Annotated in this window: 24 protein-coding genes; 13 read left to right on the plus strand and 11 right to left on the minus strand. The window is 68.5% G+C overall.

Going from position 1 to position 20,217, the window contains the following annotated elements:
- Positions 1-11 precede the first annotated feature (11 nt).
- Together nadB and GGQ97_RS03125 are read right to left on the minus strand one after the other, a co-directional pair.
- On the minus strand, positions 12-1,592 hold the full coding sequence (nadB, locus tag GGQ97_RS03120) for an L-aspartate oxidase (RefSeq protein ID WP_168067590.1): 1,581 nt from the start codon (positions 1,590-1,592) through the stop codon (positions 12-14).
- Positions 1,589-2,515, minus strand: a complete 927-nt coding sequence (locus GGQ97_RS03125; protein ID WP_168067591.1) for an ABC transporter ATP-binding protein — start codon at positions 2,513-2,515, stop codon at positions 1,589-1,591. The genes nadB and GGQ97_RS03125 overlap by 4 nt, the downstream gene beginning before the upstream one ends.
- A 113-nt stretch (positions 2,516-2,628) precedes the next feature.
- On the opposite strand from GGQ97_RS03125, the gene GGQ97_RS03130 reads away from it, so the two are divergent.
- The 3 genes from GGQ97_RS03130 (at position 2,629) to GGQ97_RS03140 (ending at position 4,064) form a co-directional block, all read left to right on the plus strand.
- On the plus strand, positions 2,629-3,150 hold the full coding sequence (locus GGQ97_RS03130; RefSeq protein ID WP_168067592.1) for a DUF4402 domain-containing protein: 522 nt from the start codon (positions 2,629-2,631) through the stop codon (positions 3,148-3,150).
- 118 nt (positions 3,151-3,268) lie between these two features.
- Positions 3,269-3,817: a DUF4402 domain-containing protein gene (locus tag GGQ97_RS03135; protein WP_168067593.1), complete on the plus strand. Its 549-nt coding sequence runs from the start codon at positions 3,269-3,271 to the stop codon at positions 3,815-3,817.
- A gap of 52 nt (positions 3,818-3,869) precedes the next feature.
- Entirely contained in the window at positions 3,870-4,064 is a 195-nt protein-coding gene (locus tag GGQ97_RS03140; protein ID WP_168067594.1) for a zinc-finger domain-containing protein, read from the plus strand.
- Positions 4,065-4,067: 3 nt separating this feature from the next.
- Here GGQ97_RS03140 and GGQ97_RS03145 read toward each other — a convergent pair whose 3' ends face one another.
- Complete coding sequence (locus GGQ97_RS03145; protein WP_168067595.1) at positions 4,068-4,529, minus strand: NUDIX domain-containing protein; 462 nt, start codon at positions 4,527-4,529, stop codon at positions 4,068-4,070.
- Between the two features lie 74 nt (positions 4,530-4,603).
- Here GGQ97_RS03145 and tldD point away from each other — a divergent pair, with 74 nt between their 5' ends.
- Positions 4,604-6,025, plus strand: a complete 1,422-nt coding sequence (tldD, locus tag GGQ97_RS03150; protein WP_168067596.1) for a metalloprotease TldD — start codon at positions 4,604-4,606, stop codon at positions 6,023-6,025.
- Positions 6,026-6,078: 53 nt separating this feature from the next.
- Positions 6,079-6,243 (plus strand): putative signal transducing protein, encoded by a 165-nt coding sequence (locus tag GGQ97_RS03155; protein WP_245197831.1) that lies wholly within the window; start codon positions 6,079-6,081, stop codon positions 6,241-6,243.
- Here the strand turns inward: GGQ97_RS03155 and GGQ97_RS03160 are convergent.
- Together GGQ97_RS03160 and recQ are read right to left on the minus strand one after the other, a co-directional pair.
- The gene (locus GGQ97_RS03160) at positions 6,212-6,625 is read right to left on the minus strand and encodes a protein tyrosine phosphatase family protein (RefSeq protein WP_168067597.1); all 414 of its coding nucleotides are present in this window, start codon (positions 6,623-6,625) and stop codon (positions 6,212-6,214) included. The two genes, GGQ97_RS03155 and GGQ97_RS03160, sit on opposite strands and share 32 nt — an antisense overlap.
- A 39-nt stretch (positions 6,626-6,664) precedes the next feature.
- Positions 6,665-8,422, minus strand: a complete 1,758-nt coding sequence (gene recQ, locus GGQ97_RS03165; protein WP_168067598.1) for a DNA helicase RecQ — start codon at positions 8,420-8,422, stop codon at positions 6,665-6,667.
- 87 nt (positions 8,423-8,509) lie between these two features.
- Here recQ and GGQ97_RS03170 point away from each other — a divergent pair, with 87 nt between their 5' ends.
- Genes GGQ97_RS03170 through GGQ97_RS03180 form a run of 3 tightly spaced genes read left to right on the plus strand, consistent with a single transcriptional unit; the run spans position 8,510 to position 11,024 of the window.
- Positions 8,510-9,082: a DUF7010 family protein gene (locus GGQ97_RS03170; protein ID WP_168067599.1), complete on the plus strand. Its 573-nt coding sequence runs from the start codon at positions 8,510-8,512 to the stop codon at positions 9,080-9,082.
- Positions 9,079-10,524: a helicase HerA domain-containing protein gene (locus GGQ97_RS03175; RefSeq protein WP_168067600.1), complete on the plus strand. Its 1,446-nt coding sequence runs from the start codon at positions 9,079-9,081 to the stop codon at positions 10,522-10,524. Before GGQ97_RS03170 ends, GGQ97_RS03175 begins: the two co-directional genes overlap by 4 nt.
- Positions 10,525-10,580: 56 nt before the next feature.
- The gene (locus tag GGQ97_RS03180) at positions 10,581-11,024 is read left to right on the plus strand and encodes a hypothetical protein (protein ID WP_168067601.1); all 444 of its coding nucleotides are present in this window, start codon (positions 10,581-10,583) and stop codon (positions 11,022-11,024) included.
- 33 nt (positions 11,025-11,057) lie between these two features.
- Here GGQ97_RS03180 and GGQ97_RS03185 read toward each other — a convergent pair whose 3' ends face one another.
- Complete coding sequence (locus tag GGQ97_RS03185) at positions 11,058-12,878, minus strand: ABCB family ABC transporter ATP-binding protein/permease (protein WP_168067602.1); 1,821 nt, start codon at positions 12,876-12,878, stop codon at positions 11,058-11,060.
- 112 nt (positions 12,879-12,990) lie between these two features.
- Between GGQ97_RS03185 and GGQ97_RS03190 the strand changes: the two genes are divergently transcribed.
- Together GGQ97_RS03190 and GGQ97_RS03195 are read left to right on the plus strand one after the other, a co-directional pair.
- Positions 12,991-13,236, plus strand: a complete 246-nt coding sequence (locus GGQ97_RS03190) for a hypothetical protein (protein ID WP_168067603.1) — start codon at positions 12,991-12,993, stop codon at positions 13,234-13,236.
- 8 nt (positions 13,237-13,244) lie between these two features.
- A complete protein-coding gene (locus GGQ97_RS03195) occupies positions 13,245-14,102 on the plus strand; it encodes an SDR family oxidoreductase (protein WP_168067604.1) in 858 nt (285 codons plus the stop codon).
- Positions 14,103-14,105: 3 nt separating this feature from the next.
- Here GGQ97_RS03195 and GGQ97_RS03200 read toward each other — a convergent pair whose 3' ends face one another.
- Positions 14,106-14,618: a DUF4402 domain-containing protein gene (locus GGQ97_RS03200; protein WP_168067605.1), complete on the minus strand. Its 513-nt coding sequence runs from the start codon at positions 14,616-14,618 to the stop codon at positions 14,106-14,108.
- A gap of 2 nt (positions 14,619-14,620) precedes the next feature.
- Positions 14,621-15,142: a DUF4402 domain-containing protein gene (locus tag GGQ97_RS03205; protein WP_168067606.1), complete on the minus strand. Its 522-nt coding sequence runs from the start codon at positions 15,140-15,142 to the stop codon at positions 14,621-14,623.
- Positions 15,143-15,245: 103 nt separating this feature from the next.
- Here GGQ97_RS03205 and msrB point away from each other — a divergent pair, with 103 nt between their 5' ends.
- Entirely contained in the window at positions 15,246-15,659 is a 414-nt protein-coding gene (gene msrB / locus GGQ97_RS03210; RefSeq protein WP_168067607.1) for a peptide-methionine (R)-S-oxide reductase MsrB, read from the plus strand.
- 86 nt (positions 15,660-15,745) lie between these two features.
- The gene (locus GGQ97_RS03215; RefSeq protein WP_168067608.1) at positions 15,746-17,914 is read left to right on the plus strand and encodes a transglycosylase domain-containing protein; all 2,169 of its coding nucleotides are present in this window, start codon (positions 15,746-15,748) and stop codon (positions 17,912-17,914) included.
- On the opposite strand, the gene GGQ97_RS03220 is transcribed toward GGQ97_RS03215, so the two are convergent.
- Both GGQ97_RS03220 and GGQ97_RS03225 read right to left on the minus strand, forming a co-directional pair.
- Positions 17,864-18,556 carry a M48 family metallopeptidase gene (locus GGQ97_RS03220; protein ID WP_342448434.1) on the minus strand — a complete coding sequence of 231 codons (693 nt, stop codon included), beginning with the start codon at positions 18,554-18,556 and terminating at the stop codon, positions 17,864-17,866. The genes GGQ97_RS03215 and GGQ97_RS03220 overlap by 51 nt on opposite strands.
- Positions 18,546-18,995: a YcgN family cysteine cluster protein gene (locus GGQ97_RS03225; RefSeq protein WP_168067609.1), complete on the minus strand. Its 450-nt coding sequence runs from the start codon at positions 18,993-18,995 to the stop codon at positions 18,546-18,548. Before GGQ97_RS03225 ends, GGQ97_RS03220 begins: the two co-directional genes overlap by 11 nt.
- Before the next feature lie 73 nt (positions 18,996-19,068).
- On the opposite strand from GGQ97_RS03225, the gene GGQ97_RS03230 reads away from it, so the two are divergent.
- Positions 19,069-19,671, plus strand: a complete 603-nt coding sequence (locus tag GGQ97_RS03230) for an ankyrin repeat domain-containing protein (RefSeq protein WP_168067610.1) — start codon at positions 19,069-19,071, stop codon at positions 19,669-19,671.
- Between the two features lie 9 nt (positions 19,672-19,680).
- On the opposite strand, the gene GGQ97_RS03235 is transcribed toward GGQ97_RS03230, so the two are convergent.
- Positions 19,681-20,178: an MmcB family DNA repair protein gene (locus GGQ97_RS03235; RefSeq protein WP_342448435.1), complete on the minus strand. Its 498-nt coding sequence runs from the start codon at positions 20,176-20,178 to the stop codon at positions 19,681-19,683.
- Positions 20,179-20,217: the final 39 nt, after the last annotated feature.

Raw genomic sequence — 20,217 nt, forward strand, 5'->3', positions numbered from 1 at the left:
CCGGCGCCGGGTCAGTCGACCAGTACGGTATCCTTGGCCTGGGCCAGCGTGCGGGGAAAATCGCGGGTGAAGTGCAGCCCCCGGCTTTCGCGTCGGGTGAGCGCCGAGCGGATGATGAGGTCGGCGACCTCGACCAGGTTGCGCAACTCGATGAGGTCGGGCGTGACCCGGAAATGGGCGTAATAGTCGGTCACTTCCTGCCGCAGCATGTCGATCCGCCGCTTGGCCCGCTCCAGCCGCTTGGTGGTGCGGACGATTCCGACATAATTCCACATGAAGCGGCGGATCTCGCCCCAGGTCTGGGCGATCACCACTTCCTCGTCGCTGTCGGTGACCCGGCTTTCGTCCCACTCGCGGACCTTGGCGAGCGGCGGCAGCTCGTCCCACCGGGCCAGGATGTCGCGCGCCGCGGCTTCGCCGAACACAAGGCATTCGAGCAGCGAGTTGGACGCCAGGCGGTTGGCACCGTGAAGCCCGCTCTCGGTGACTTCGCCGGCGGCATACAAGCCCGGCGCGTCAGTCCGCCCGGCAAGGTCCACCACCACCCCGCCGCAGGTGTAATGCTGCGCCGGCACCACCGGGATCGGCCCGGTTGTCATGTCGATGCCGAGGCCGATCAGCTTTTCGTAGATGTTGGGGAAATGAGCGCGGACGAACTCGGGCTCGCGGTGCGAGATGTCGAGGTGGACGTAGTCGAGGCCGTCGCGCTTGATCTCGTTGTCGATCGCGCGGGCCACCACGTCGCGCGGGGCAAGCTCGGCGCGCTCGTCATAGTCGGGCATGAAGCGATGGCCGGTCAGCGGATGCTTGAGGATCCCGCCCTCGCCGCGCACCGCCTCGGTGATCAGGAAGTTCTTGACCTCCAGATTGTAGAGGCAGGTCGGGTGGAACTGCATCATCTCCATGTTGGAAACGCGGCAACCGGCGCGCCAGGCCATGGCGATCCCGTCCCCCGTCGCACCGCGCGGGGCGGTGGAATAGAGATACACCCGCCCTGCGCCGCCAGTGGCGAGGATGGTCGCCCGGGCGGTCAGCGTCTCGACCTTCCGGGTCGCGCGGTTGAAGGCATAAAGGCCGTGCACCGCCCCGCCGGTCGAGAAGCGCTCCTCGTGGCGCCCGGTGATCAGGTCCACCGCCACCATGTCGGGCAACAGGGTGATGTTGGGATTGGCCGCGGCGGCGCGTTCCAGCGCCTGCTGTACGGCCCAGCCGGTGGCATCGGCGACGTGGACGATGCGGCGGTGGCTGTGCCCGCCCTCGCGGGTCAGGTGGAGCGACCCGCCCTCCTCGGCGAAGGGGACGCCAAGCTCGATCAGGCGCTGGATTGCGGCCGGGGCGGCGCCGACCACATGCTCGACCACGTCGCGGTCATTGAGACCGGCGCCGGCGATCATGGTGTCCTCGACATGGCTCGAGAAACTGTCGCCTTCCTCCAGCACGGCGGCGATTCCGCCTTGCGCCCACCCGGTCGCGCCCTCGCCCAGCGCGCCCTTGGCGATCACCGCGACGCGGCGGTGCCCGGCAAGGTTCAGCGCCGCGGTCAGCCCCGCCGCGCCCGACCCGATCACCAGGACGTCGAAGGCGTGCGTCACTGGCGCCGCACCAGGCTCAGGAACACATCCTCGAGGTCCGGTTCACGCGTGACCACGTCGACGATTCCCAGCCCGTCGCGCTGCAGCGCCGCGAGTACCTCACCCGCGTTCACCTTGTCCTTCTGATAGGTGATCGCGAGGCTGCGCTCGCCTTCCAGCACGACCTTTTCGAAGCAGATGTTGGCGGGGACTTCGGACAGGTCGCGGTCAACCGTCACCACCACGTTCTTCTCCTGCGCGCGCGACAGCAGAGTCTTGGTCGGCTCGTTCGCCACCACCTTGCCGTGGTTGATGATCGCGATCCGCTCGCACAATTGCTCGGCTTCCTCGAGATAGTGGGTGGTCAGGATCACCGTGACGCCCGACGCGTGAAGTTCCTTCACATAGGCCCACAATTGCTGACGAAGCTCGATGTCGACCCCGGCCGTCGGTTCGTCGAGGACGAGGATCGGCGGTGAGTGGACCATCGCCTTGGCCACCAGCAGCCGCCGCTTCATGCCGCCCGACAGGGTCCGGCTGTAGGCGTGGGCCTTGTCGGTCAGGCCCATCGCGCCAAGCAGCTCGTCGCTGCGCCGCTCCCCGGGCGGCACGCCGTACAGCCCGGCCTGGATCTCCAGCGCCTCGCGCGGGGTGAAGAAGGGGTCGAACAGGATCTCCTGCGGCACGATGCCGATCGACAGCTTGGCGTTGCGCGGGTGCTGGTCGATGTCGAAGCCCCAGATGTCGACCTTGCCCTCGCTCTTACCGACCAGCCCGGCGAGGATGTTGATCAGGGTCGACTTGCCAGCGCCATTGGGGCCAAGCAGTCCAAAGAACTCGCCCTGCTTCACTTCCAGCGACACGCCGTCCAGCGCGCGCTTGCCCCCGGCATAGGTCTTGCCGAGATTCTCGATTCGGATCGCCGGTGTGTCGCGCTGGTTCATAGGGCGATTCGCTTAGCGGGGTGGTGCCGCCCACGGAAGCTGAACTGGTGAATCGGATATTTACCTTACCTCGTAGGGTGGACTTGACGTTAACCAGCCTAAGCCGTCGACCCATGGGGCCGCTTCGCACCTTTCCGTTTCTGGCCGCCCTTGCGGTGCTGCCCGCCGCCGCCGGCGCGCAGCAGCTGCCGCGTCAGTCGGCGACCCCGCGGGCCGTTGCCAGCACCGCCCTGATCTTTCCGCTGACCCTGGTGACCCGCGGCAACCTAGACTTCGGCCTGGTCGCCTCGACCGGGGCCGGGACGGTGGTCATCAATCCCAACACCAATGCGCTGACGACCACCGGGCTGGTCACCTCGCTTGGCGGAAATCCGCGGCCGGCGAGCTTCGTCGGAGCCGCCCGCAGCGCGTCGGTGGTGATCATCCGTATCCCCAAGTCGTCGATCACCATCCGCCGCGCGGGCGGGACCGAGACCATGGTCGTGCGCGACTTCACGCTGCAGGGGCAGGACAAGCGCACGCTGGCACGGATGGAAGCCTTCGACTTCAATGTCGGTGCGACCCTGGTGGTCGCGGCGGGCCAGGCCGAAGGGGTCTACAGCGGCGAATTCGACGTCACCGTCCAATATCCCTGACCGCGCGCTAATCCTCAATCTTCAGCCTTAACGCGCTCTTGAGGACCCCTCTTCAAGCGGCGTTGAAACGTATTGCACCATTTTGGATGGGTTCAACAAATGTGGGGAACCCAAGGACATGCGCACTTTTCTGACCTTCGCGGCGCTTGCCGCAACGACCGCTTTCGCAACGCCGGCCTTCGCTCAGGCGTCGCTCCCGTCGACCAGCAGCGACACCATCGAGGCGACCGCGCTGCTGATCCAGCCCGCCACGCTGCAGGGCCTCGACAACCTCGACTTCGGCACGCTGATCGCCTCGCCGGCCGCTGCCGGCACCGTGTCGATCAACGCCAATGACGTGAACAGCGTGCGGGCCATCAACCAGACCGCCGGCACCCTCACCGCCGGCGCCGGCTCGGCCCGCCGCGGCCGCTTCGTCGGCAACGGCCTGCCGACCCAGAACGTCAATCTGGAATGGACCTTCCCGACCACCCTGGTGAACCAGGACGACGCCACCGCCACGATGCCCTTCTCGGGCTCGCTCGACAGCAATGCCTCGGACGGCACGCTGCAGATCGGCTCGACCGGCGTCTATTATGTCTACGTGGGTGGCACGATCACCGTGGCTCCGAACCAGATGCCGGGTCGCTACACCGGCCTGGTCGAAGTCACCGCCGACTTTCAATAAGCACCCCACAGCTTATTGAAGCGACGGGAGGCGGTTGCTACCCCATCGGGATATGCAACCGCCTCCCGAAGTCGTCTTTGTCACCACCAACGCCGTTCATTGCGACGGCAGCGGTGAGGTCAGCCCCGCGCTGGGCCACCCGCGCGTTTTCCTCCGCATCGACGAAAAGGGGTTCGTCGAATGCGGCTATTGCGATCGGCGTTTCGTCCTGAAGGGCGGACCGGCCGACCAGGGTGCCGAGGCCTGAAGCCTACCAGGCGCCGCCGAACGGCCCGCCTGCAACCCACTCCCGAACCCGCCGCCGCGTCGCCGGAGATGCCGCCTGCGGCAAGTCGCCGGGCGGAAAGAAGCCCGCCTCGCTCACTTCGCGCCCGTCGATCCGTAGCGGCTGGTCCGAACTGCCGTGGAACAGGCTGACGCGGTCGCGCTTGCCCTCCGCCACCGTCTTGTAATCGCCGAGGTGCCGGAGGTCGGCGCCCGCGATCCCTACCTCCTCCGCCAATTCGCGCCGCGCCGCCGCCAGCGGCTCCTCGCGCCTGCCGACCCCGCCGCCGGGCAGCACGAACAGCCCGGTATCGCCATAGCCGTTGCGGATCAGCAGCAGCTCGCCGCGGCTGTTGAACAGCATCACCTTGACGCCCCGGGTGCGGATCCGGAGCAGGCCGATCAGCCGCCGTCGAAGCGACCAGCCGAACTGGAGAAAGCGGTTCATCGCCGCAGCCTAGTCGGCCCTGCCTCACTCGCAAGCCACTGGTCGGGGCCTTCGCGCGGCCTATATGTCATTGCATGACCGAGCTCACCGATCCGCGTCGCTTCCTTTATTCCGCCGGCCTCGACCCCGACGAGGCGCGCCGCCTCGCCGCCAGGCACCTGTCGGCGCATGACGACGGCGAACTCTACCTCCAGTATCGTCGCAGCGAGGCGTTCGGGTTCGACGACGGCCGGCTCAAGACCGCCGATTATCATGTCGGGCAGGGCTTCGGCCTGCGCGGGGTGAGCGGCGAGGCGACTGCCTTTTCGCACGCCAACGAGCTGAGCGCCGCCGCGATCGATCGCGCGGCCGAGACGCTTCGCCTGCTGACGCCGGGCGGCAAGCCCACGTCCGCGCCGTCGCGTACCAACCGCGCCCAATATGGCAGCGAGGATCCGCTCGGGCAGCTGCCGTTCGCCGACAAGGTTGCCCTCTGCCAGGCGATCGACGCCGCCGCCCGCGCCCGCGATCCCAAGGTGGTGCAGGTCAGCGTCGGCCTGCAGGCGAGCTGGTCGGTGGTCGAGATCGTCCGCGCCGACGGCTTCGTCGCCACCGACGTCCGCCCGCTGGTCCGCCTCAACGTTTCGATCGTCGCCGAGAGGAACGGGCGCCGCGAAATGGGCTTCCACGGGCTCGGCGGCCGCTACGACATGCACCGCCTGTTCGACGAAGCGACCTGGAACCGCGCGATCGATATCGCGCTCGACCAGGCGCTGGTGAACCTCGATTCGGTCGACGCGCCGGCTGGCGAGATGACGGTGGTGTGCGGTCCCGGCTGGCCCGGCGTGCTGCTCCACGAAGCGGTCGGCCATACGCTGGAAGGCGATTTCAACCGCAAGGGCCAGAGCGCTTTCTCCGGTCGCCTCGGCACGCGGGTCGCGGCGCCGGGCGTGACGGTGGTCGACGACGGCGCGATGCACGAGCGACGCGGGAGCCTGTCGATCGACGACGAAGGCACGCCCACCGGCCGCACCACCTTGATCGAGGACGGGATCCTCGTCGGCTACCTGCAGGACCGGCTGAACGCCCGGCTGATGGGGGTCGAGCCGACCGGCAACGGCCGCCGCGAAAGCTTCGCCCATGCGCCGATGCCGCGGATGACCAACACTTTCATGCTCGGCGGGCAGGACGATCCGGCCGAATTGCTGGGCCGGGTCAAGGACGGCATCTACGCCAAGAGCTTCGGCGGTGGGCAGGTCGACATCACCAGCGGCAAGTTCGTCTTCAGCTGCACCGAGGCTTATCGCATCCGCGGCGGCAAGCTGGCCGAGCCGCTGAAGGGCGCCACCCTGATCGGTGACGGCCCGACCGTGCTGACCCGGGTCAAGGGCATCGGCAACGACCTCGAGCTCGACGAAGGCGTCGGAATCTGCGGCAAGGGCGGGCAGAGCGTGCCCGCCGGCGTCGGCCAGCCGACCTTGCTGATCGAGGGCCTGACCGTGGGCGGCACCGCCTGAGCCTGGTCGAGCTCGCGCGGTTCGCCACCCGGGTCGAGGCCGACCTGGCGCGGATGCTGCTCGAAAGCCACGGGATCGACAGCATCCTGTTCGATGCCGAGGTCCACAGTTACCTGGGCGTGGGCGCCTTGATGCCGGTCCGGCTAATGGCGCTCGACGAGGATCGCGCGGACGCCCGCGCCATCCTCACAGAAGGTGATCTACTGCCGCCAGGCTGAAGCCGGCGCCGTGCGCCTTTTCCTCCAGCTCCTCGCGCGGGACGCCCTGCTCGCGGCAGGCGACCGCCCAGGCCAGGGTCGAACGCATGCCCGAACGGCAATAGGCCAGCATCTTGCCGTCGCCGAGTTCGGTGCGGGCCGAGACCATCTCCTCGATCTGCGCCGGGCCCATGCCGCGGGCGATCGGGATGTGGCGATAGTCGATTCCCGCCGCTTCCGCCGCCGCCTCGATCTCGGCGCTGGTGGGCTGGCCCGGATCCTCGCCATCGGGGCGGTTGTTGATCACCATGGTGACGCCATGACGCCGCGCTTCCGCAAGGTCGGCCGCGTGGATCTGCCCGGAAACCAGGGTGTGCTCGTCCAGTGCCTTGAACTCGGTCATCCCTTGGTCCCTCTCGGTTTTGGCGCAATCCGCGCTACCCTAGCCGTGACTGCGCACCACGCCCAGCATTGCCTCGCCATAACGCTCGAGCTTCGCCGCGCCGACCCCCTGCACCCGGCCAAGCTCGGCCAGCGTGGCCGGCCGCGCCGCCGCAATCTCGCGCAGGGTCGAATCGTGGAACACGACATAAGGCGGCACCGCGCTTTCCTTGGCCAGCCGCCGCCGCTCCTCGCGCAGCGCGTCGAACAAGGGGTCGGCCGGCCCCTCGGCGACCTCGCCCCGACGCCGCCGCGGCTTCTTGGGCGGGGGCAGCGCGATACGCACTTCCTCGCCGCCCTTGAGGATCCCGCGCGCTCCCGGCCCGAAGCTCAGGCCCCCATAAGCGTCGGCCCGCAGCGCATCGCGGGCGATCAGCGCGCGGGCGACCGGCTGCACCAGCGCCAGTTCGTCGGCGGTGCAGATTCCGAACACGCTCAATCGGTGATGATTGTTGGAAAAGACCTTGTCGGTTTCCTTGCCCGCAAGCACATCGACCAGATGCCCGACCCCGAACCGCATCTCGGTCCGGAACGCGGCCGACAGCAATTTGCGCGCGACGTCGGTCACCTCGACCGTCGCCGGCGGGTTGAGGCAATTGTCGCAATTGCCGCATTGCTCGGGCGGATCCTCTCCGAAGTGGCGGAGCAGGATCGCGCGGCGGCAGGCGGTCGATTCGATCAGCGCCGCAAGACTTGCCAGCCGATTGCGCTCCTCGCCCTGCCGCTCTGCCGGCACTTCCTCGATCCGCTGCCGGGCCAGCGCGAAGTCCTTGGCCGCCCACAGCAGGTGCGCCTCGGCCGGCTCCCCGTCGCGCCCGGCGCGGCCGGTTTCCTGGTAATAGGCCTCGATCGACTTCGGACTTCCGGCATGGATGACGGTGCGGACGTCGGGCTTGTCGATCCCCATGCCGAAGGCGATCGTCGCCGCCATCACCATCTCTTCCGACGCCACGAACGCCGCCTGGTTGGCGGCGCGCACCTGCGGGTCGAGCCCGGCGTGATAGGGCAGCGCCGGGCGCCCGCTCGCCGCGATCTGCGCGGCCAGGCTCTCGGTCTCGCGGCGGCTCGGGGCATAGACGATCGCCGGGCCTGGCCGCTCGGCCAGCAGCGCCAGTATCTGCCGCCCGCCCTGATCGCGGTCGCGGATATGGTAGCGGATGTTGGGCCGGTCGAAGCCCGACACGATCAGCCCGTCCTCGGGAATGCCGAGCTGGACCAGGATGTCGGCGCGGGTACGCGGGTCGGCGGTGGCGGTCAGCGCCAGCCGCGGCAGCTCGGGATGATCGTCGAGCAGTCCCCGCAGCAACCGGTAGTCGGGCCGGAAATCATGCCCCCACTCACTGACACAATGCGCCTCGTCGATCGCGATCAGCGAGACCGGCACCCGGTCGACCAGCCGCCGGAAGCTTTCTCCCGTTGCCCGCTCCGGCGCGACGTAAAGCAGGTCGAGCTCGCCGTCGCGCAGGCGTCGCACCACGGCTTCCCGGTCGTCGACGCTGGTCAGTGCGGCCGCCCGAATCCCGAGGGCCTCGGCCGAGCGGATCTGGTCGTGCATCAGCGCGATCAGCGGGCTGATCACCAGCGCGGTGCCGTCCAGCGCCAGCGCCGGCAGCTGGTAGCACAGCGACTTGCCCGCCCCCGTCGGCATGATCGCAAGCGTGTGCCGCCTAGACAGCACGCGCCCGACCACCTCTTCCTGCACACCGCGGAAGTGGTCGAATCCAAAGACTTGTTTCAAAAGCTGATGCGGGTCGGTCACATGGAGCGCCTTGGCGGCAAGGACCCGAGCAAGGCAACCTTGTATTGCGGCGAGCGCATCGTCAAACGACAGGCAAGGGGTTCACGCATGACCATGACCGACCGCAGCCTGGCCGAGCTCCAGGCCGATTTCCGTGCCACCAGCACCAACGCCATGCCGATCGCCGGGATGGTGACCTGGGCCGCGCTCGGGGTCGCCGGGGCCCTGCTGCCCGAGCGGACGGTCGCCAGCGCGTCGCTCTACATCATGGCGGCCATCCTGCCGCTCGCCTTCCTCATCGACCGCGCGCGCGGCCGCAATCCCTTCGCGAAAAGCGACAACCCTCTGCTCAAGCTGTTCCTGCTCGGAATCATCATGGTCGCGCTGACCATTCCGCTGGCGGTGATCGGGGCCCAGGGCGGCCAGCCGCTGCTGGTCCTGCTGGGCATGGCGATCCTGGCGGGCGTGGTGTGGATTCCGTTCGGCTGGGCCGCCGACGATCCCACCGGCACGGTCCATGCGGTCGGCCGCGGAATCGGCTGCTACCTCGCCTACGCCCTCTGCCCGGCACCGTGGACCGCAAGCGCGATCTGCGCGGTGGTCGTGGTCGCCTATCTGTATTCGCTGATGGTCATGCGCCCGGTCGGCCGGGCCGCGGAGGGTCGCGCAGCCACCGCATGACCGTCGCCGTCGACATGGGCCTGTCGCCGCAGGGCCAGCCCATCACCATCGATCTCGAGGAACTGCTCGCCACCCGCCTGCTCGTCCAGGGCAATTCGGGGTCGGGCAAGTCGCACCTGCTGCGCCGGCTACTGGAAAAGAGCGCGGGCCAGGTGCAGCAGATCATCATTGATCCCGAGGGCGATTTCGTCACTCTCGCCGGTCCCTACGGCCACCTCGCGATCGAGGCGTCGGAACATGACGAAAAGGAGATCGCCCGCGCCGCCGCCCGGATCCGCGAACATCGCGCCTCGGTCGTGCTCAGCCTCGAAGGGCTCGAGGCCGAAAGCCAGATGCGCTGCGCCGCCGCCTTCCTCGCCGCTTTGTTCGATGCCCCGCGCGACCATTGGTATCCGGCCCTGGTGGTGGTCGACGAAGCCCAGCTGTTCGCCCCCACCGGAGGCGGCGAGGTGGCGGAGGACGTCCGCCGCGCCTCGCTGTCGGCGATGACCAACCTCATGTGCCGCGGCCGCAAGCGCGGGCTGGCCGGAATCATCGCCACCCAGCGCCTTGCCAAGCTCGCCAAGAACGTCGCCGCCGAAGCCTCCAACTTCCTGATGGGCCGGACCTTCCTCGACATCGACATGGCCCGCGCCGCCGACCTGCTCGGCATGGAGCGAAGGCAAGCCGAGGCGATCCGCGACCTGCCGCGCGGCACCTTCCTCGCGCTCGGCCCCGCCATCTCGCGCCGTCCGCTGTCGGTCGCGATCGGCGAGGTCGAGACCCGCGCCCGCTCGATGAGCCCCAAGCTCGTGCCCCTGCCGACCGCGACCGCGCCCGAGGACCTCCAAGGCCTGCTGTTCCAGCCCAGCCTCGACTTCGACGTTCCGCCGCAACCTGCCCGAACCTCGCCGGCGCCCGCGTCCGAAACCCTGCTCGAGCAGCTCGCCACCAAGCAGACCCCGCGTGCGCCAAGCCTCCCCGCCAAGTCGGAACAAGAACAGGCTGACGCTGTCGCTACCGTGCTCGAAGCGATGGTCGCCGACAGCGACTCCAGCGGCCGCTCCGCAGCCGTGCTGTTCCAGGACTTCACCGTGCGCCTGCGCATGGCGGGGGTCGCGCCCGCCCCGCTCGACCTGCCCGCTTTCGCCCGCCGCCTGGCGATGGCGCGCGCCGGCATTTTCACCGAAGACCCCGACTGGCAGCCCGCGCTCGACGCCGCCCGCGACTTGCCCGAGGACATGCTCGGCCCGTTCCTGCTGCTCGCCCGCGCCGCCCGCGACCGCCAGCCGACCCCGTCGGACGAGGCGATCGCACTCAGCTACGGCACCGCCAGCCTGGGCCGCGCCCGCCGTCTGCTGAGCTACATCGAAAGCCGCGACCTCATCGTCACCCGCACCGACCTCAGCGGCAAACGCAGCATCGCCATCCCGAGGCTGGGGTGGAGCACCGCGGCGGCCTGACGCGGGCGGATAAAAGCGCGCGGAAGGCCGTTGATGGGCGCAATCGGAAGGCCCCCATGACGCAGCGAACCCTCACCACGTTCCCGGCGATCGTCGCCATCGCCCTCGGCCTGTCCGCCTGCATGACGGCGCCGGCGCAGACAGATTCCGCAGGTCTCGCCGGGACCATGTGGTCGGTCGAAGCCGTCAACGGCCAAAGCACCGCCGGCCGAAGCGACTTCACCGTGGCCTTCTCCGGAACGACCTTCGACGCGCGCTTCGGATGCCGCCGCGCGACCGGAAACTACGCCATCACTTATGCCTCGAACGGCGATCCCAGGCCCGGCTTCAGGGGATACAACGCAAGGATCTCCGGATCGCCCTGCACCGGCACCTTTGCCGAACAGCTGGGCCCCGAAATCATCAGCACCGCCACCTTCAGCCTCGACCGTCAGACCGATGGCCGCCTGATGATGGCGCAACCGCCGACCTTCATCCTGCTCCGCCCGCTCCGGCGTTGAATGGCCTGAGAGGTCATCGGTAGACGCCGCGACCTACTCCGCCGCCTCGGCCTGCTCGCTTTCGGCCTGCTGGCGCGCCCACATGTCGGCGTAGAGCCCGTTGCGGCGGAGCAGCTCGGCATGGCTGCCCTCCTCCGCGACGCGGCCGCCGTCGAGCACCACGATCCGGTCGGCGTCGACCACGGTCGACAGGCGGTGGGCGATGGTGATGGTGGTGCGGCCGGTCGACACGGCGCTGAGGGTGTCGAGGATCGCTTCCTCGGTCCGGCTGTCGAGCGCGCTGGTCGCCTCGTCGAGGATCAGGATCGGCGGGTTCTTGACGAGAGTTCGGGCGATGGCGACGCGCTGCTTCTCGCCGCCCGACAGCTTGAGCCCGCGTTCGCCGACCCGGCTTTCGAACCCGTCGGGCAGTGCGCGGACGAAGGCGTCGAGCGCGGCCCCGGTCGCCGCCTCGGCCACCACCTCGGCGCTCGCGTCGTCGCGGCCATAAGCGATGTTGTAGCCGAGCGTGTCGTTGAACAGCACCGTGTCCTGCGGCACGATTCCGATCGCGGCGCGCAAGGACGACTGCCTCACCTGCGCGATGTCCTGGCCGTCGACCGTGATCCGCCCGGCTAACGGATCGTAGAAGCGGAACAGCAGTCGGGCGAGGGTCGACTTGCCCGCACCGCTCGGCCCGACCACCGCCACCGTCTGCCCGGCCGGCACGTCGAGCGTGACGCCCTTGAGGATCTCGCGCCCGTCCTCGTAACCGAAGCGCACGTTCTCGAACCGGACATGGCCGCGTTCCACGTGGAGCGGCGGCGCGTCGGGAATGTCCTTCACTTCCTCGGGCGTATCGAGCAGCCGGAACATCTCGTCCATGTCGGTCAGGCCCTGGCGGATCGTTCGATAGACGGTGCCGAGCATGTCGAGCGGGCGGAAGAGCTGGGTCAGCAGCGCATTCACCACGACCAGGTCGCCGGTGCTGAACTGCCCCCGGCTCCAGCCCCACACGGTATAGGCCATCGCCCCGCCCATCAGCAGGTTGGTGATCAGGCTCTGCCCGATGTTCATTGCGGCGAGGCTGGTCTCGATCTTGACCGTCGAGCGCGCGAGGTTCTCGACCGCCTTGCCGTAGAGCTTGCGCTCCCGCTCCTCGGCGTTGAAATATTTCACCGTCTCGAAGTTGAGCAGGCTGTCCACCGCGCGTGCCGTGGTCGCGGTATCGTGGCTGGTCCATTCCTCGCGCAGGCGCACGCGCCAGTCGGTCACCGCCTTGGTGAACCAGATGTAGGCGACCACCGCCACCGCGGTCGCGCCGACCAGTCCGGCCCCGAACTCGGTCCAGAACAGCACCGCTACGATGGCGAGCTGGAGGATGGTCGGGGCGAGGTTGAACAGCAGGAAATAGAGCATCATGTCGATGCTCTTCGATCCCCGCTCGATGATCTTGGTGACGGCGCCCGTGCGCCGCTCGAGGTGGAAACGCAGGCTCAGTCCGTGGAGGTGGGCGAAGGTCTGCTCGGACAATTGCCGGGTGGCTTCCTGGCCGACCGTCTCGAAAATGCCGTTGCGCAGATTGTCGAGCAGCACGCCGCCGAACCGGGCGAGCGCAAAGGCCGCGACCAGCGCGATCGCGACCGACGCCGCATCGGGAGCGCCGGTCGTCATCCGGTCGACCGCGCCGCCGAACGCCTTGGGCAGGACGATGGTGGTAAGGGTGATCGACGCCACCACCATGATGAAGGCGATCACCACGCGCAGCTTCAGCGCCGGGCGCCCCTCCGGCCAAAGGAACGGCAGGAAGCGCAGCAGGACCTTGAAACCGCTCGGTTCGCGGTTGGTGGTCGGGTCGGTGATGAGCGGAGGCATGTCGCTCCAAGGTAGTGCGCCGGAGGGCCCACGCAAACCCGCAGCCGAAACGACTGGAACGATGCGATTATTTGGCCGTTTTTCCAGCAAGTCACCTTGCGGGGTTAAGCACATGGGTCCGGTTTCCTACGTCATTGCCATCCTGGGTTGCGCCGACGGCGGTGCTGCCTGCCAGCAGGTCGCGATCGCGCCCGCGCGCTACGAAAGCGCCGCTTCGTGCGAAGCCGCCACCGGCAACGTGCTCGCCGAGAGCACCGACTTCGACTTCCCGACCATCGTCGCCCGCTGCCGCAGCGCGAAGAACCCGGCCGCCGAGCGCAAGGCGCCGCCGCGCAGCACTCTCGTCAAGCAGGGCTAGGCTCCGTCATGGCCGAGGTGCTGGATCCGCCCACCCGCGAGGAGCCCGGACTGCCGGGCAACGAGCATGAGCTCGACCCGAAGCCAGAATGGCAGCCGCGCTACGCCGGGTCGGGCCGGCTCAAGGGCAAGGTGGCGATCGTCACCGGCGGCGACAGCGGCATCGGCCGCGCGGTCGCCGTGCTGTTCGCCCGCGAAGGCGCCGACGTCGCGATAATGTACCTGAACGAGCATGAGGATGCGGCGGACACCCGCAAGTTCGTCGAGGCCGAGGGCCGCCGCGCCATTTGCATCCCCGGCGACCTCGGCGACCGCGACTTCTGCTTCAAGGCCGTGCAGCAGGTGGTCGACGCCTTCGGCAAGCTCGACATCCTGATCAACAATGCCGGCGAGCAGCATCCCGACGAAAAGATCGAGGACATCACCGAGCAGCAGCTTCGCCGCACGTTCCAGAGCAACATCTTCTCGATGTTCTTCATGGTCCAGGCGGCGATGCCACACCTCAAGAAGGGTGCCGCGATCGTGAATTGCACGTCGGAGACGATGTACAAGGGCGCGCCGATCCTGCTTGATTATTCGGCGACCAAGGGGGCGATCACCGCCTTCACCCGCAGCCTCGCCAAGAATCTTGTGGAGCAGGGCATTCGCGTGAACGGCGTCGCGCCGGGCCCTATCTGGACCCCGCTCAACCCGTCAGGCGGGCAGCCGCCCGAGAAGATGCCCGAATTCGGCAAGAAGACCCCGATGGGACGGCCGGGCCAGCCCAACGAGGTCGCCCCGAGTTTCCTGTTCCTGGCCTGCGACGACGCCAGCTACATGACCGGACAGGTGCTTCATCCGGATGGCGGCAACACCACCCAGAGCTAGGGCTCACTGATAGGCGACCTGGATGTCGATGGTGCCGGTGTAGACACCGTCGGCCATGGTCGAAGTGAGGCCAAGCGTCCCGCCGACCTCGAACAAACGTCCCGGATTGCCGCTATTGTCGATCGTCACGCTGGCCGGATAGCTGAGCGTCAGCGCAAGCGTCGCGCCGGCGCCGTTGGTCAGGGTCACGGTCGGCGTCGGCGAGCTGATCAGTGCCACTTGGTTGTTGCTGCCGGTGAGGCGAAACTGCGCGGTGGTGAAGACGCCCGAACAGGTCAGGCCCGCCCCGCTTCCGCAGGTCCGGCCGGTGGGGCTGATGATGACGTTCTGGGTGCCGGTGAAGGTGCCGAGGAGGACGGTCCCGAACTGCAGGTTGCGCAAGGCGGTCAGCTGCAGCGGCTTCATCACGTTGACGCTGGCCGTCGCCTTGGGCCCGGTGGTCCCAACGCTCTGCGCCAGGGCTGGAGCGGGGGCCAGGGCGAGCAGGCCCGTCGCCAGGAGGAGAAGCGGCCGCATCGTCACAGATAGTCCACCGTGATCGGCACGTCGCCGCGATATTCGCCCTCGGCGTCGCCGCTGATGAACAGCTCGCCGCCGAAGCGGACTCGCAGCCGGCCCTCGCCATCGAGGCGCGGGATGATCGGCAGGTCGCTGCTGATACGGGTGATCGCAAGCGCTCCGCCGGCGAAGCCGAACAGGTCGATGCGCGTGGGAAGGTCGACCCGGACCTGGCGGCCGGGCTCGCCGCGGATGACGACCTCGCCGGTCATCGCCCGCCCGGTGAGGGCCGCAACGGCGCCGCTGGTGGCGCGCGACCCGTCCGGAGTGAGCCGGGCGGTGCCACCGGCCGGCCCGGTCAGGATCACCCGGTCGAAATCGAGGCTGGTCTGGACCTCCAGCGCCATCGGCACGGCACTGGCCGTCTCGTTTGCCGTCAGGCCTCCGTCCGTGCCGTCGCACAGGCGGCACGGCGCCGGCTCGGCCGCGGCGGACGCCGGGGCAAGCAGGCAAGCAAGTGCAAAGGCCGTGTTCCAGCGCATCGCAGCGCAATAGCTCCGAAATGGTGTAAGCTTGGTAAAAGCGCCGCTAACCATTGTCGCCGCACCCCGAATGCCCACATCGGAGGCAAAGGAGTGAGCCTGCATGACCGACCAGAACACCACTTCCGAGCTTCCCCACGACGACCGCGAGTGGCTTGAGAAGCTGGGCCCCGAGCGTTTCCAGATCCTCCGCAAGCATGGCACCGAAGCGCCGTGGACCGGCGCGCTTCTCGGCAACAAGGCGCCGGGCGAATATGTCTGCGGTGGCTGCGGCGCGCCTCTGTTCGAGAGCGACACCAAATATGACAGCGGCAGCGGCTGGCCCAGCTTCACCGCGCCGGTGGAAGAGGGAGCGGTGAGCAACATCGAGGACAACAGCCTCGGCATGCGCCGGGTCGAAGTGCGCTGCGCCAAGTGCGCGGGGCACCTTGGCCATGTGTTCCCCGACGGTCCGGGCCCCGAGGGGCTTCGTTACTGCATCAATTCGGCAAGCCTCGACTTCAAGCCCGAGGAGTGACGGCCGGCGGTGGCGCCAGGGTAAAATCCCGGCGCCACCGGCCAAGTCTTGCCGCCCAACGACTTAGACCCTAACCCTTCCCCTTCATGGCCAGGCAGCCCGTCCGTTCTCGCTCCGCATCGGCTGCCGCCGCTCCCTCGCTGGGCGTTGGAGGCTGGCTGCTGAGGCTATTCAAATGGGGCCTGGTGGCAGCCTTGCTCGGGCTGGTCGCGCTGGGTGTCGCGGTGGCGGTGGCCTACACCCAGCTGCCCTCCTACCAGAGCCTCTCCAACCGCGACGACCTCGGCCAGAATATCCGAGTCCGCTCGGCCGACGGCAAGCTCTTGGTCCAGCTCGGTCCCAACCTTGGCCAGTGGATCCCCTACGACCGTATCCCGCCGACCATGCGCGCGGCGATGATCGCGGTCGAGGATCGCCGTTTCCGCAGCCACCCGGGGGTCGATCCGATCGGGCTTGGCCGTGCCGTGGTCAGCTCGGTGGCGAGCGGCGGGCGGGTGCGGGCGACTTCGACCATCACCCAGCAGCTCGCGCGCAACATCTTCCTGACCAACAGCCGGACGTTCGGCCGCAAGGCGCGCGAGGGCGTCCTGGCGCTCGCGCTGGAGGCCAAATTCTCCAAGGACCAGATCCTCGAACTCTATCTCAACCGGGTCTATTTCGGCGGCGGGGCCTACGGGATCGATGCCGCCAGCCGGACCTTCTTCGGCCATTCGGCAAGTCGCCTGAGCCTGGGCGAGGCGACCATCATCGCGGGCCTCGTCAAGGCGCCGAGCAACTACAGTCCGACCGCCGACATCGAAGCGGCACGCGGCCGCGCCGGCGTGGTGCTCAATTCGATGGTCCGCAACGGCTTCGTCACCGCTGACGCGGCGGCCAGCGTCGATCCGGCGCAGATCATGGTCCAGCCGAGCACCAAGCAGAACAGCGTGCGCTATTTCACCGACTGGGCGCTGCCCCAGCTCGACACGCTGATCGACGAAACCAACGAGCCGATCGAGGTGTGGACCACGCTCGACACCACCATGCAGGGCGCGGCGGACCGGGCGATCAACGCCAACACGCCCACCGGGGCCCAGGGCGCGCTGGTGGCGCTGGACCGGGACGGCGCGGTTCGGGCGCTGGTCGGCGGCCGGGATTATGTGTCGAGCATCTACAATCGCGCGACCCAGGCGCAACGCCAGCCCGGCTCGGCGTTCAAGCTGTTCGTCTATCTCGCCGCGCTCGAATCGGGGATGAAGCCGACCACCACCGTGGTCGACGAGCCGATCGAGATCGAAGGCTGGCGGCCGCGCAATTCGACCCGCACCCACCTTGGCGCGGTCAGCCTGCGTGAAGCCTTTGCCCGCTCGATCAACACCATCAGTGCCAAGATCGGCGCCGAACTCGGCTTCGGCACCATCGCCGACATGGCGCGGCGGTTCGGGATTACGTCGAGCATCTCGACCTACCCCTCGATGGTGCTCGGCACCTCCGACGTGCGGCTGATCGACATGACCCGCGCCTATGCCGCGGTGGCTGCGCGCGGCGTGTCGGTGAGCCCTTATGCGATCACCCGGGTGACCAGCGCCGATGGCCGCCTGCTGTACCGGCACAGCGCGTCCGAGGAGCGCACCCTGGTCGCACCATGGGTTGCCGCCGGCATGACCGACCTGCTGCAGACCGCGGTGATGAGCGGCACCGGCCGCGCGGCGCAGATCGGGCGTCCGGTCGCCGGCAAGACCGGCACCACGCAATCCAACCGCGACGGCTGGTTCATCGGCTTTTCCAGCGGAATCACCGCGGGCGTGTGGATGGGACGCGACGATTCCAAGGCGATTTCGGGCCTGCAGGGCGGTACCGCCCCGGCCCGCGCCTTCCGCGATTTCATGGTTCGCGCAGTGGCCAATCGCCCGGTCGAGCAGTTCCAGACCGAGGTGCCGATGCCCGACTGGCAGCTCGAGCCCGGTGAGGAAAACTACTTCGGCAACGAGCAGCTTCCGCTGGAGCCGCTGGTCGACGAGAACGGCAATCCGATCGGCACCGCGCTCGAGGATCCGCTGGCGCCGGTCGCGCCGTTCCCGGATCAGCAACAGCAGCAGCCACAGCCCCAACAACAGGGCCCGACCCCCGACCAGACCGAGGTCGACCGGATCTTCAGCAGCGCGCCGCCGCCGCCCGAACGTCCGCAGCCCGCGCCGCAACCGCGACCCGAGCGCGCCCCGCTGTCAGCCCCGGCCGACGGCGCGCAGAGACGGCCCGAGTCGACGCAATTCTGACCGCGCCCCCGCGACCGGGCCGCCGTACAAACGTTCCTCCGCCGCCTTGAACGCAGGCGAATGATCCATGTGCAGGCGGTGCGCGACTTCGTGCGCGACGACGAAACGCAGGACCTCCGGCGGGGCGAGGACCAGCCGCCAGCTGAAGCGGATCGCGCCCGAGGAGGAGCAGCTTCCCCAGCGGCTCACCGGGTCGCCGACGCTGACCGAGCGGACGCTGACCCCGGCCTCCGCCGCGATGCCGGCGGTTGCGTCGCTCAATCGCTCGCGCGCGAGGGCACGAAGCCAGCGCTCGACCGCACCGGACACGGTCTCCGCCGGACCGCCGACCAGCAGCCGCTCACCAACCAGCTGCACGCCGCGCCGGGCGCCGGGCTGGTGGACGATCGTCCGCTCAACGCCCTCGACCGGGATCAACGCGCCGTCGTGCAGGGGGAGTCCGGCCGGCGCCGCCGCCAGTTGCCGGTCGATCCACGGGCGCTGGCCCGCCACCCAGTCGAGCGCGGACTTGGTCGAGTGTCGCCACGGCATGGTGAGCTTCAGGACCCCGGCCTCGTGATCGACCCGCAACCGCAGCCGCCGCGACCGGCGCAGGCGCATCATGCGCAGCGGCATCGGCAGGCGTGGGTCTTCAGAGATCACGATCGACGAGGTGGAACTCGAGTTCGTTCGCATCGACTTCGCTGATCGTCCAGCCGCGGGTCGACATGCCGGTCTGGTGGACGCTCTCGCGGCTGCCGCTTTCGAGATAATGCCACTCGGGCAACGGCTCGCCGAACGCGCGCAGCCGGTAGGCACAGGTGCCGGGCAGCCATTCCAGTTCCTCTAGCCGGTCCTTCGACAGCTGGACGCAATCGGCCACCCACTTCTTGCGATTGGGGTAATCGGTGCAGCGCCCGTTCTTGCGGTCGAGCAGCTTGCAGGCGACATTGGTCGGGTAGAGCTCGCCGGTGTCGGCATCCTCGAGCTTGTGCAGGCAGCAGCGGCCGCAGCCGTCGCACAAGGCTTCCCACTGCCCGGCGTCGAGCGTGGCGAGCGGCTTGTCCCACCAGCGGGCGGTTTCGGACGGGGGCTTGTTCATTGGCGACGCAGACTTGGTCTGCTAAGCGCGCGCATTCAAGCATTTACCTTCAGAAACGCGGGTGGGACGAGCAATGAGCAAGCGGCGTGCGGCGATCGGGGCCCTGCTGTTGATCAATCTGGCGGTGCCGGTTGCGGCGCAGACAACGCAGAGCCCCGGCTACAGCTTCCTCCAGGCGGTGCGCGATCGCGACGGCAACAAGGCCACCGAACTGGTCCAGCAGCCGGGCTCGACGGTCATCAACTATCGCGACGACCGGGGCGAAAGCGCCCTGCACATCGTCACCGGCCAGCGTGACCTCACCTGGCTTCGCTTCCTGACCGGGCAGGGCGCCGACGTGAACGTCGCCAACCGCGATGGCGACACGCCCTTGCTGGCGGCGGCGCGGATCGGCTTTGCCGAGGGGGCAAGCTTCCTCATCTCGCGCGGGGCGCAGGTCGACCGGCCCAATCGCCGCGGCGAAACCCCGCTGATCATCGCGGTCCAGCAGCGCAACATCGCCCTGGTCAAGTTGCTCGCCGAACGCGGCGCCAATCCCGACCGGACCGACAATGCCACCGGCCGAAGTGCGCGGGATTATGCCAAGATGGACAGCCGCGGACCCGAGATGCTGCGCGCGATGGACGCGGCCAAGGCGGCCAAGAAGCCCGACAACGTCGCCGGCCCCAAGCTGTAACCTCGCGGCCTAGCTACCCCATCCGAGGGTCGGGTCGATCTGGGCACTGAGGCGGCGGGCGGCGCGCCGCGCGAAGCGCAGGATCTCGGCCTTGCGCCGGGCCGGGGCGAGCGGCCGCTCAGGCGCATCGCGCACCACCGCCGCGTCATAACGATCGGCGACGATCACCCCGGCGGTGTCCGGCAGGAATCGGTCTTCGTCGAGCAGCCCGGCAAGCGCCGGCGGCACCGCCCAGAAGAACTGGTCGCAATAATCGAGATAGTCGGTCCACTTGGCATCGCTGGTGAGGTCGCCCTTGCTGACCTTGATCTCGACGATGGTCAGCTTGCCCCTGGGGTCGATGCCCATCAGGTCGGCGCGGCGGCCGTTGGGAAGCGGCACCTCGCAGATGGCGAACAGGTCGCGGCGGCAGAACAGCCGCGTGACGCCCCGCGCGACCTCGATCGCGACCGGGGCGAGATCCTGGAAGCAGGATTGGGCAAGCAGGGACTCGGGCGCAGTCGACACACCCAAGTCTTAGAACAGGACGGGAACGAAGGCTAGCGT

Source organism: Sphingomonas kaistensis (genome assembly GCF_011927725.1).
Lineage (GTDB): Bacteria > Pseudomonadota > Alphaproteobacteria > Sphingomonadales > Sphingomonadaceae > Sphingomicrobium > Sphingomicrobium kaistense.

What these genes read in the sequence shown, in the direction of transcription:
- GGQ97_RS03185 (WP_168067602.1), bottom strand. Translation starts at nt 12,878, where the DNA reads ATGCCTCCGCTCATCACCGACCCGACCACCAACCGCGAACCGAGCGGT.
- GGQ97_RS03145 (WP_168067595.1), bottom strand. Translation starts at nt 4,529, where the DNA reads ATGAACCGCTTTCTCCAGTTCGGCTGGTCGCTTCGACGGCGGCTGATC.
- GGQ97_RS03130 (WP_168067592.1), top strand. Translation starts at nt 2,629, where the DNA reads ATGGGGCCGCTTCGCACCTTTCCGTTTCTGGCCGCCCTTGCGGTGCTG.
- GGQ97_RS03180 (WP_168067601.1), top strand. Translation starts at nt 10,581, where the DNA reads ATGACGCAGCGAACCCTCACCACGTTCCCGGCGATCGTCGCCATCGCC.
- GGQ97_RS03205 (WP_168067606.1), bottom strand. Translation starts at nt 15,142, where the DNA reads ATGCGCTGGAACACGGCCTTTGCACTTGCTTGCCTGCTTGCCCCGGCG.
- GGQ97_RS03170 (WP_168067599.1), top strand. Translation starts at nt 8,510, where the DNA reads ATGACCATGACCGACCGCAGCCTGGCCGAGCTCCAGGCCGATTTCCGT.
- GGQ97_RS03125 (WP_168067591.1), bottom strand. Translation starts at nt 2,515, where the DNA reads ATGAACCAGCGCGACACACCGGCGATCCGAATCGAGAATCTCGGCAAG.
- GGQ97_RS03140 (WP_168067594.1), top strand. Translation starts at nt 3,870, where the DNA reads ATGCAACCGCCTCCCGAAGTCGTCTTTGTCACCACCAACGCCGTTCAT.
- GGQ97_RS03160 (WP_168067597.1), bottom strand. Translation starts at nt 6,625, where the DNA reads ATGACCGAGTTCAAGGCACTGGACGAGCACACCCTGGTTTCCGGGCAG.
- tldD (WP_168067596.1), top strand. Translation starts at nt 4,604, where the DNA reads ATGACCGAGCTCACCGATCCGCGTCGCTTCCTTTATTCCGCCGGCCTC.
- GGQ97_RS03155 (WP_245197831.1), top strand. Translation starts at nt 6,079, where the DNA reads ATGCTGCTCGAAAGCCACGGGATCGACAGCATCCTGTTCGATGCCGAG.
- msrB (WP_168067607.1), top strand. Translation starts at nt 15,246, where the DNA reads ATGACCGACCAGAACACCACTTCCGAGCTTCCCCACGACGACCGCGAG.
- GGQ97_RS03230 (WP_168067610.1), top strand. Translation starts at nt 19,069, where the DNA reads ATGAGCAAGCGGCGTGCGGCGATCGGGGCCCTGCTGTTGATCAATCTG.
- GGQ97_RS03225 (WP_168067609.1), bottom strand. Translation starts at nt 18,995, where the DNA reads ATGAACAAGCCCCCGTCCGAAACCGCCCGCTGGTGGGACAAGCCGCTC.
- GGQ97_RS03135 (WP_168067593.1), top strand. Translation starts at nt 3,269, where the DNA reads ATGCGCACTTTTCTGACCTTCGCGGCGCTTGCCGCAACGACCGCTTTC.
- GGQ97_RS03200 (WP_168067605.1), bottom strand. Translation starts at nt 14,618, where the DNA reads ATGCGGCCGCTTCTCCTCCTGGCGACGGGCCTGCTCGCCCTGGCCCCC.
- GGQ97_RS03215 (WP_168067608.1), top strand. Translation starts at nt 15,746, where the DNA reads ATGGCCAGGCAGCCCGTCCGTTCTCGCTCCGCATCGGCTGCCGCCGCT.
- GGQ97_RS03175 (WP_168067600.1), top strand. Translation starts at nt 9,079, where the DNA reads ATGACCGTCGCCGTCGACATGGGCCTGTCGCCGCAGGGCCAGCCCATC.
- GGQ97_RS03195 (WP_168067604.1), top strand. Translation starts at nt 13,245, where the DNA reads ATGGCCGAGGTGCTGGATCCGCCCACCCGCGAGGAGCCCGGACTGCCG.
- GGQ97_RS03190 (WP_168067603.1), top strand. Translation starts at nt 12,991, where the DNA reads ATGGGTCCGGTTTCCTACGTCATTGCCATCCTGGGTTGCGCCGACGGC.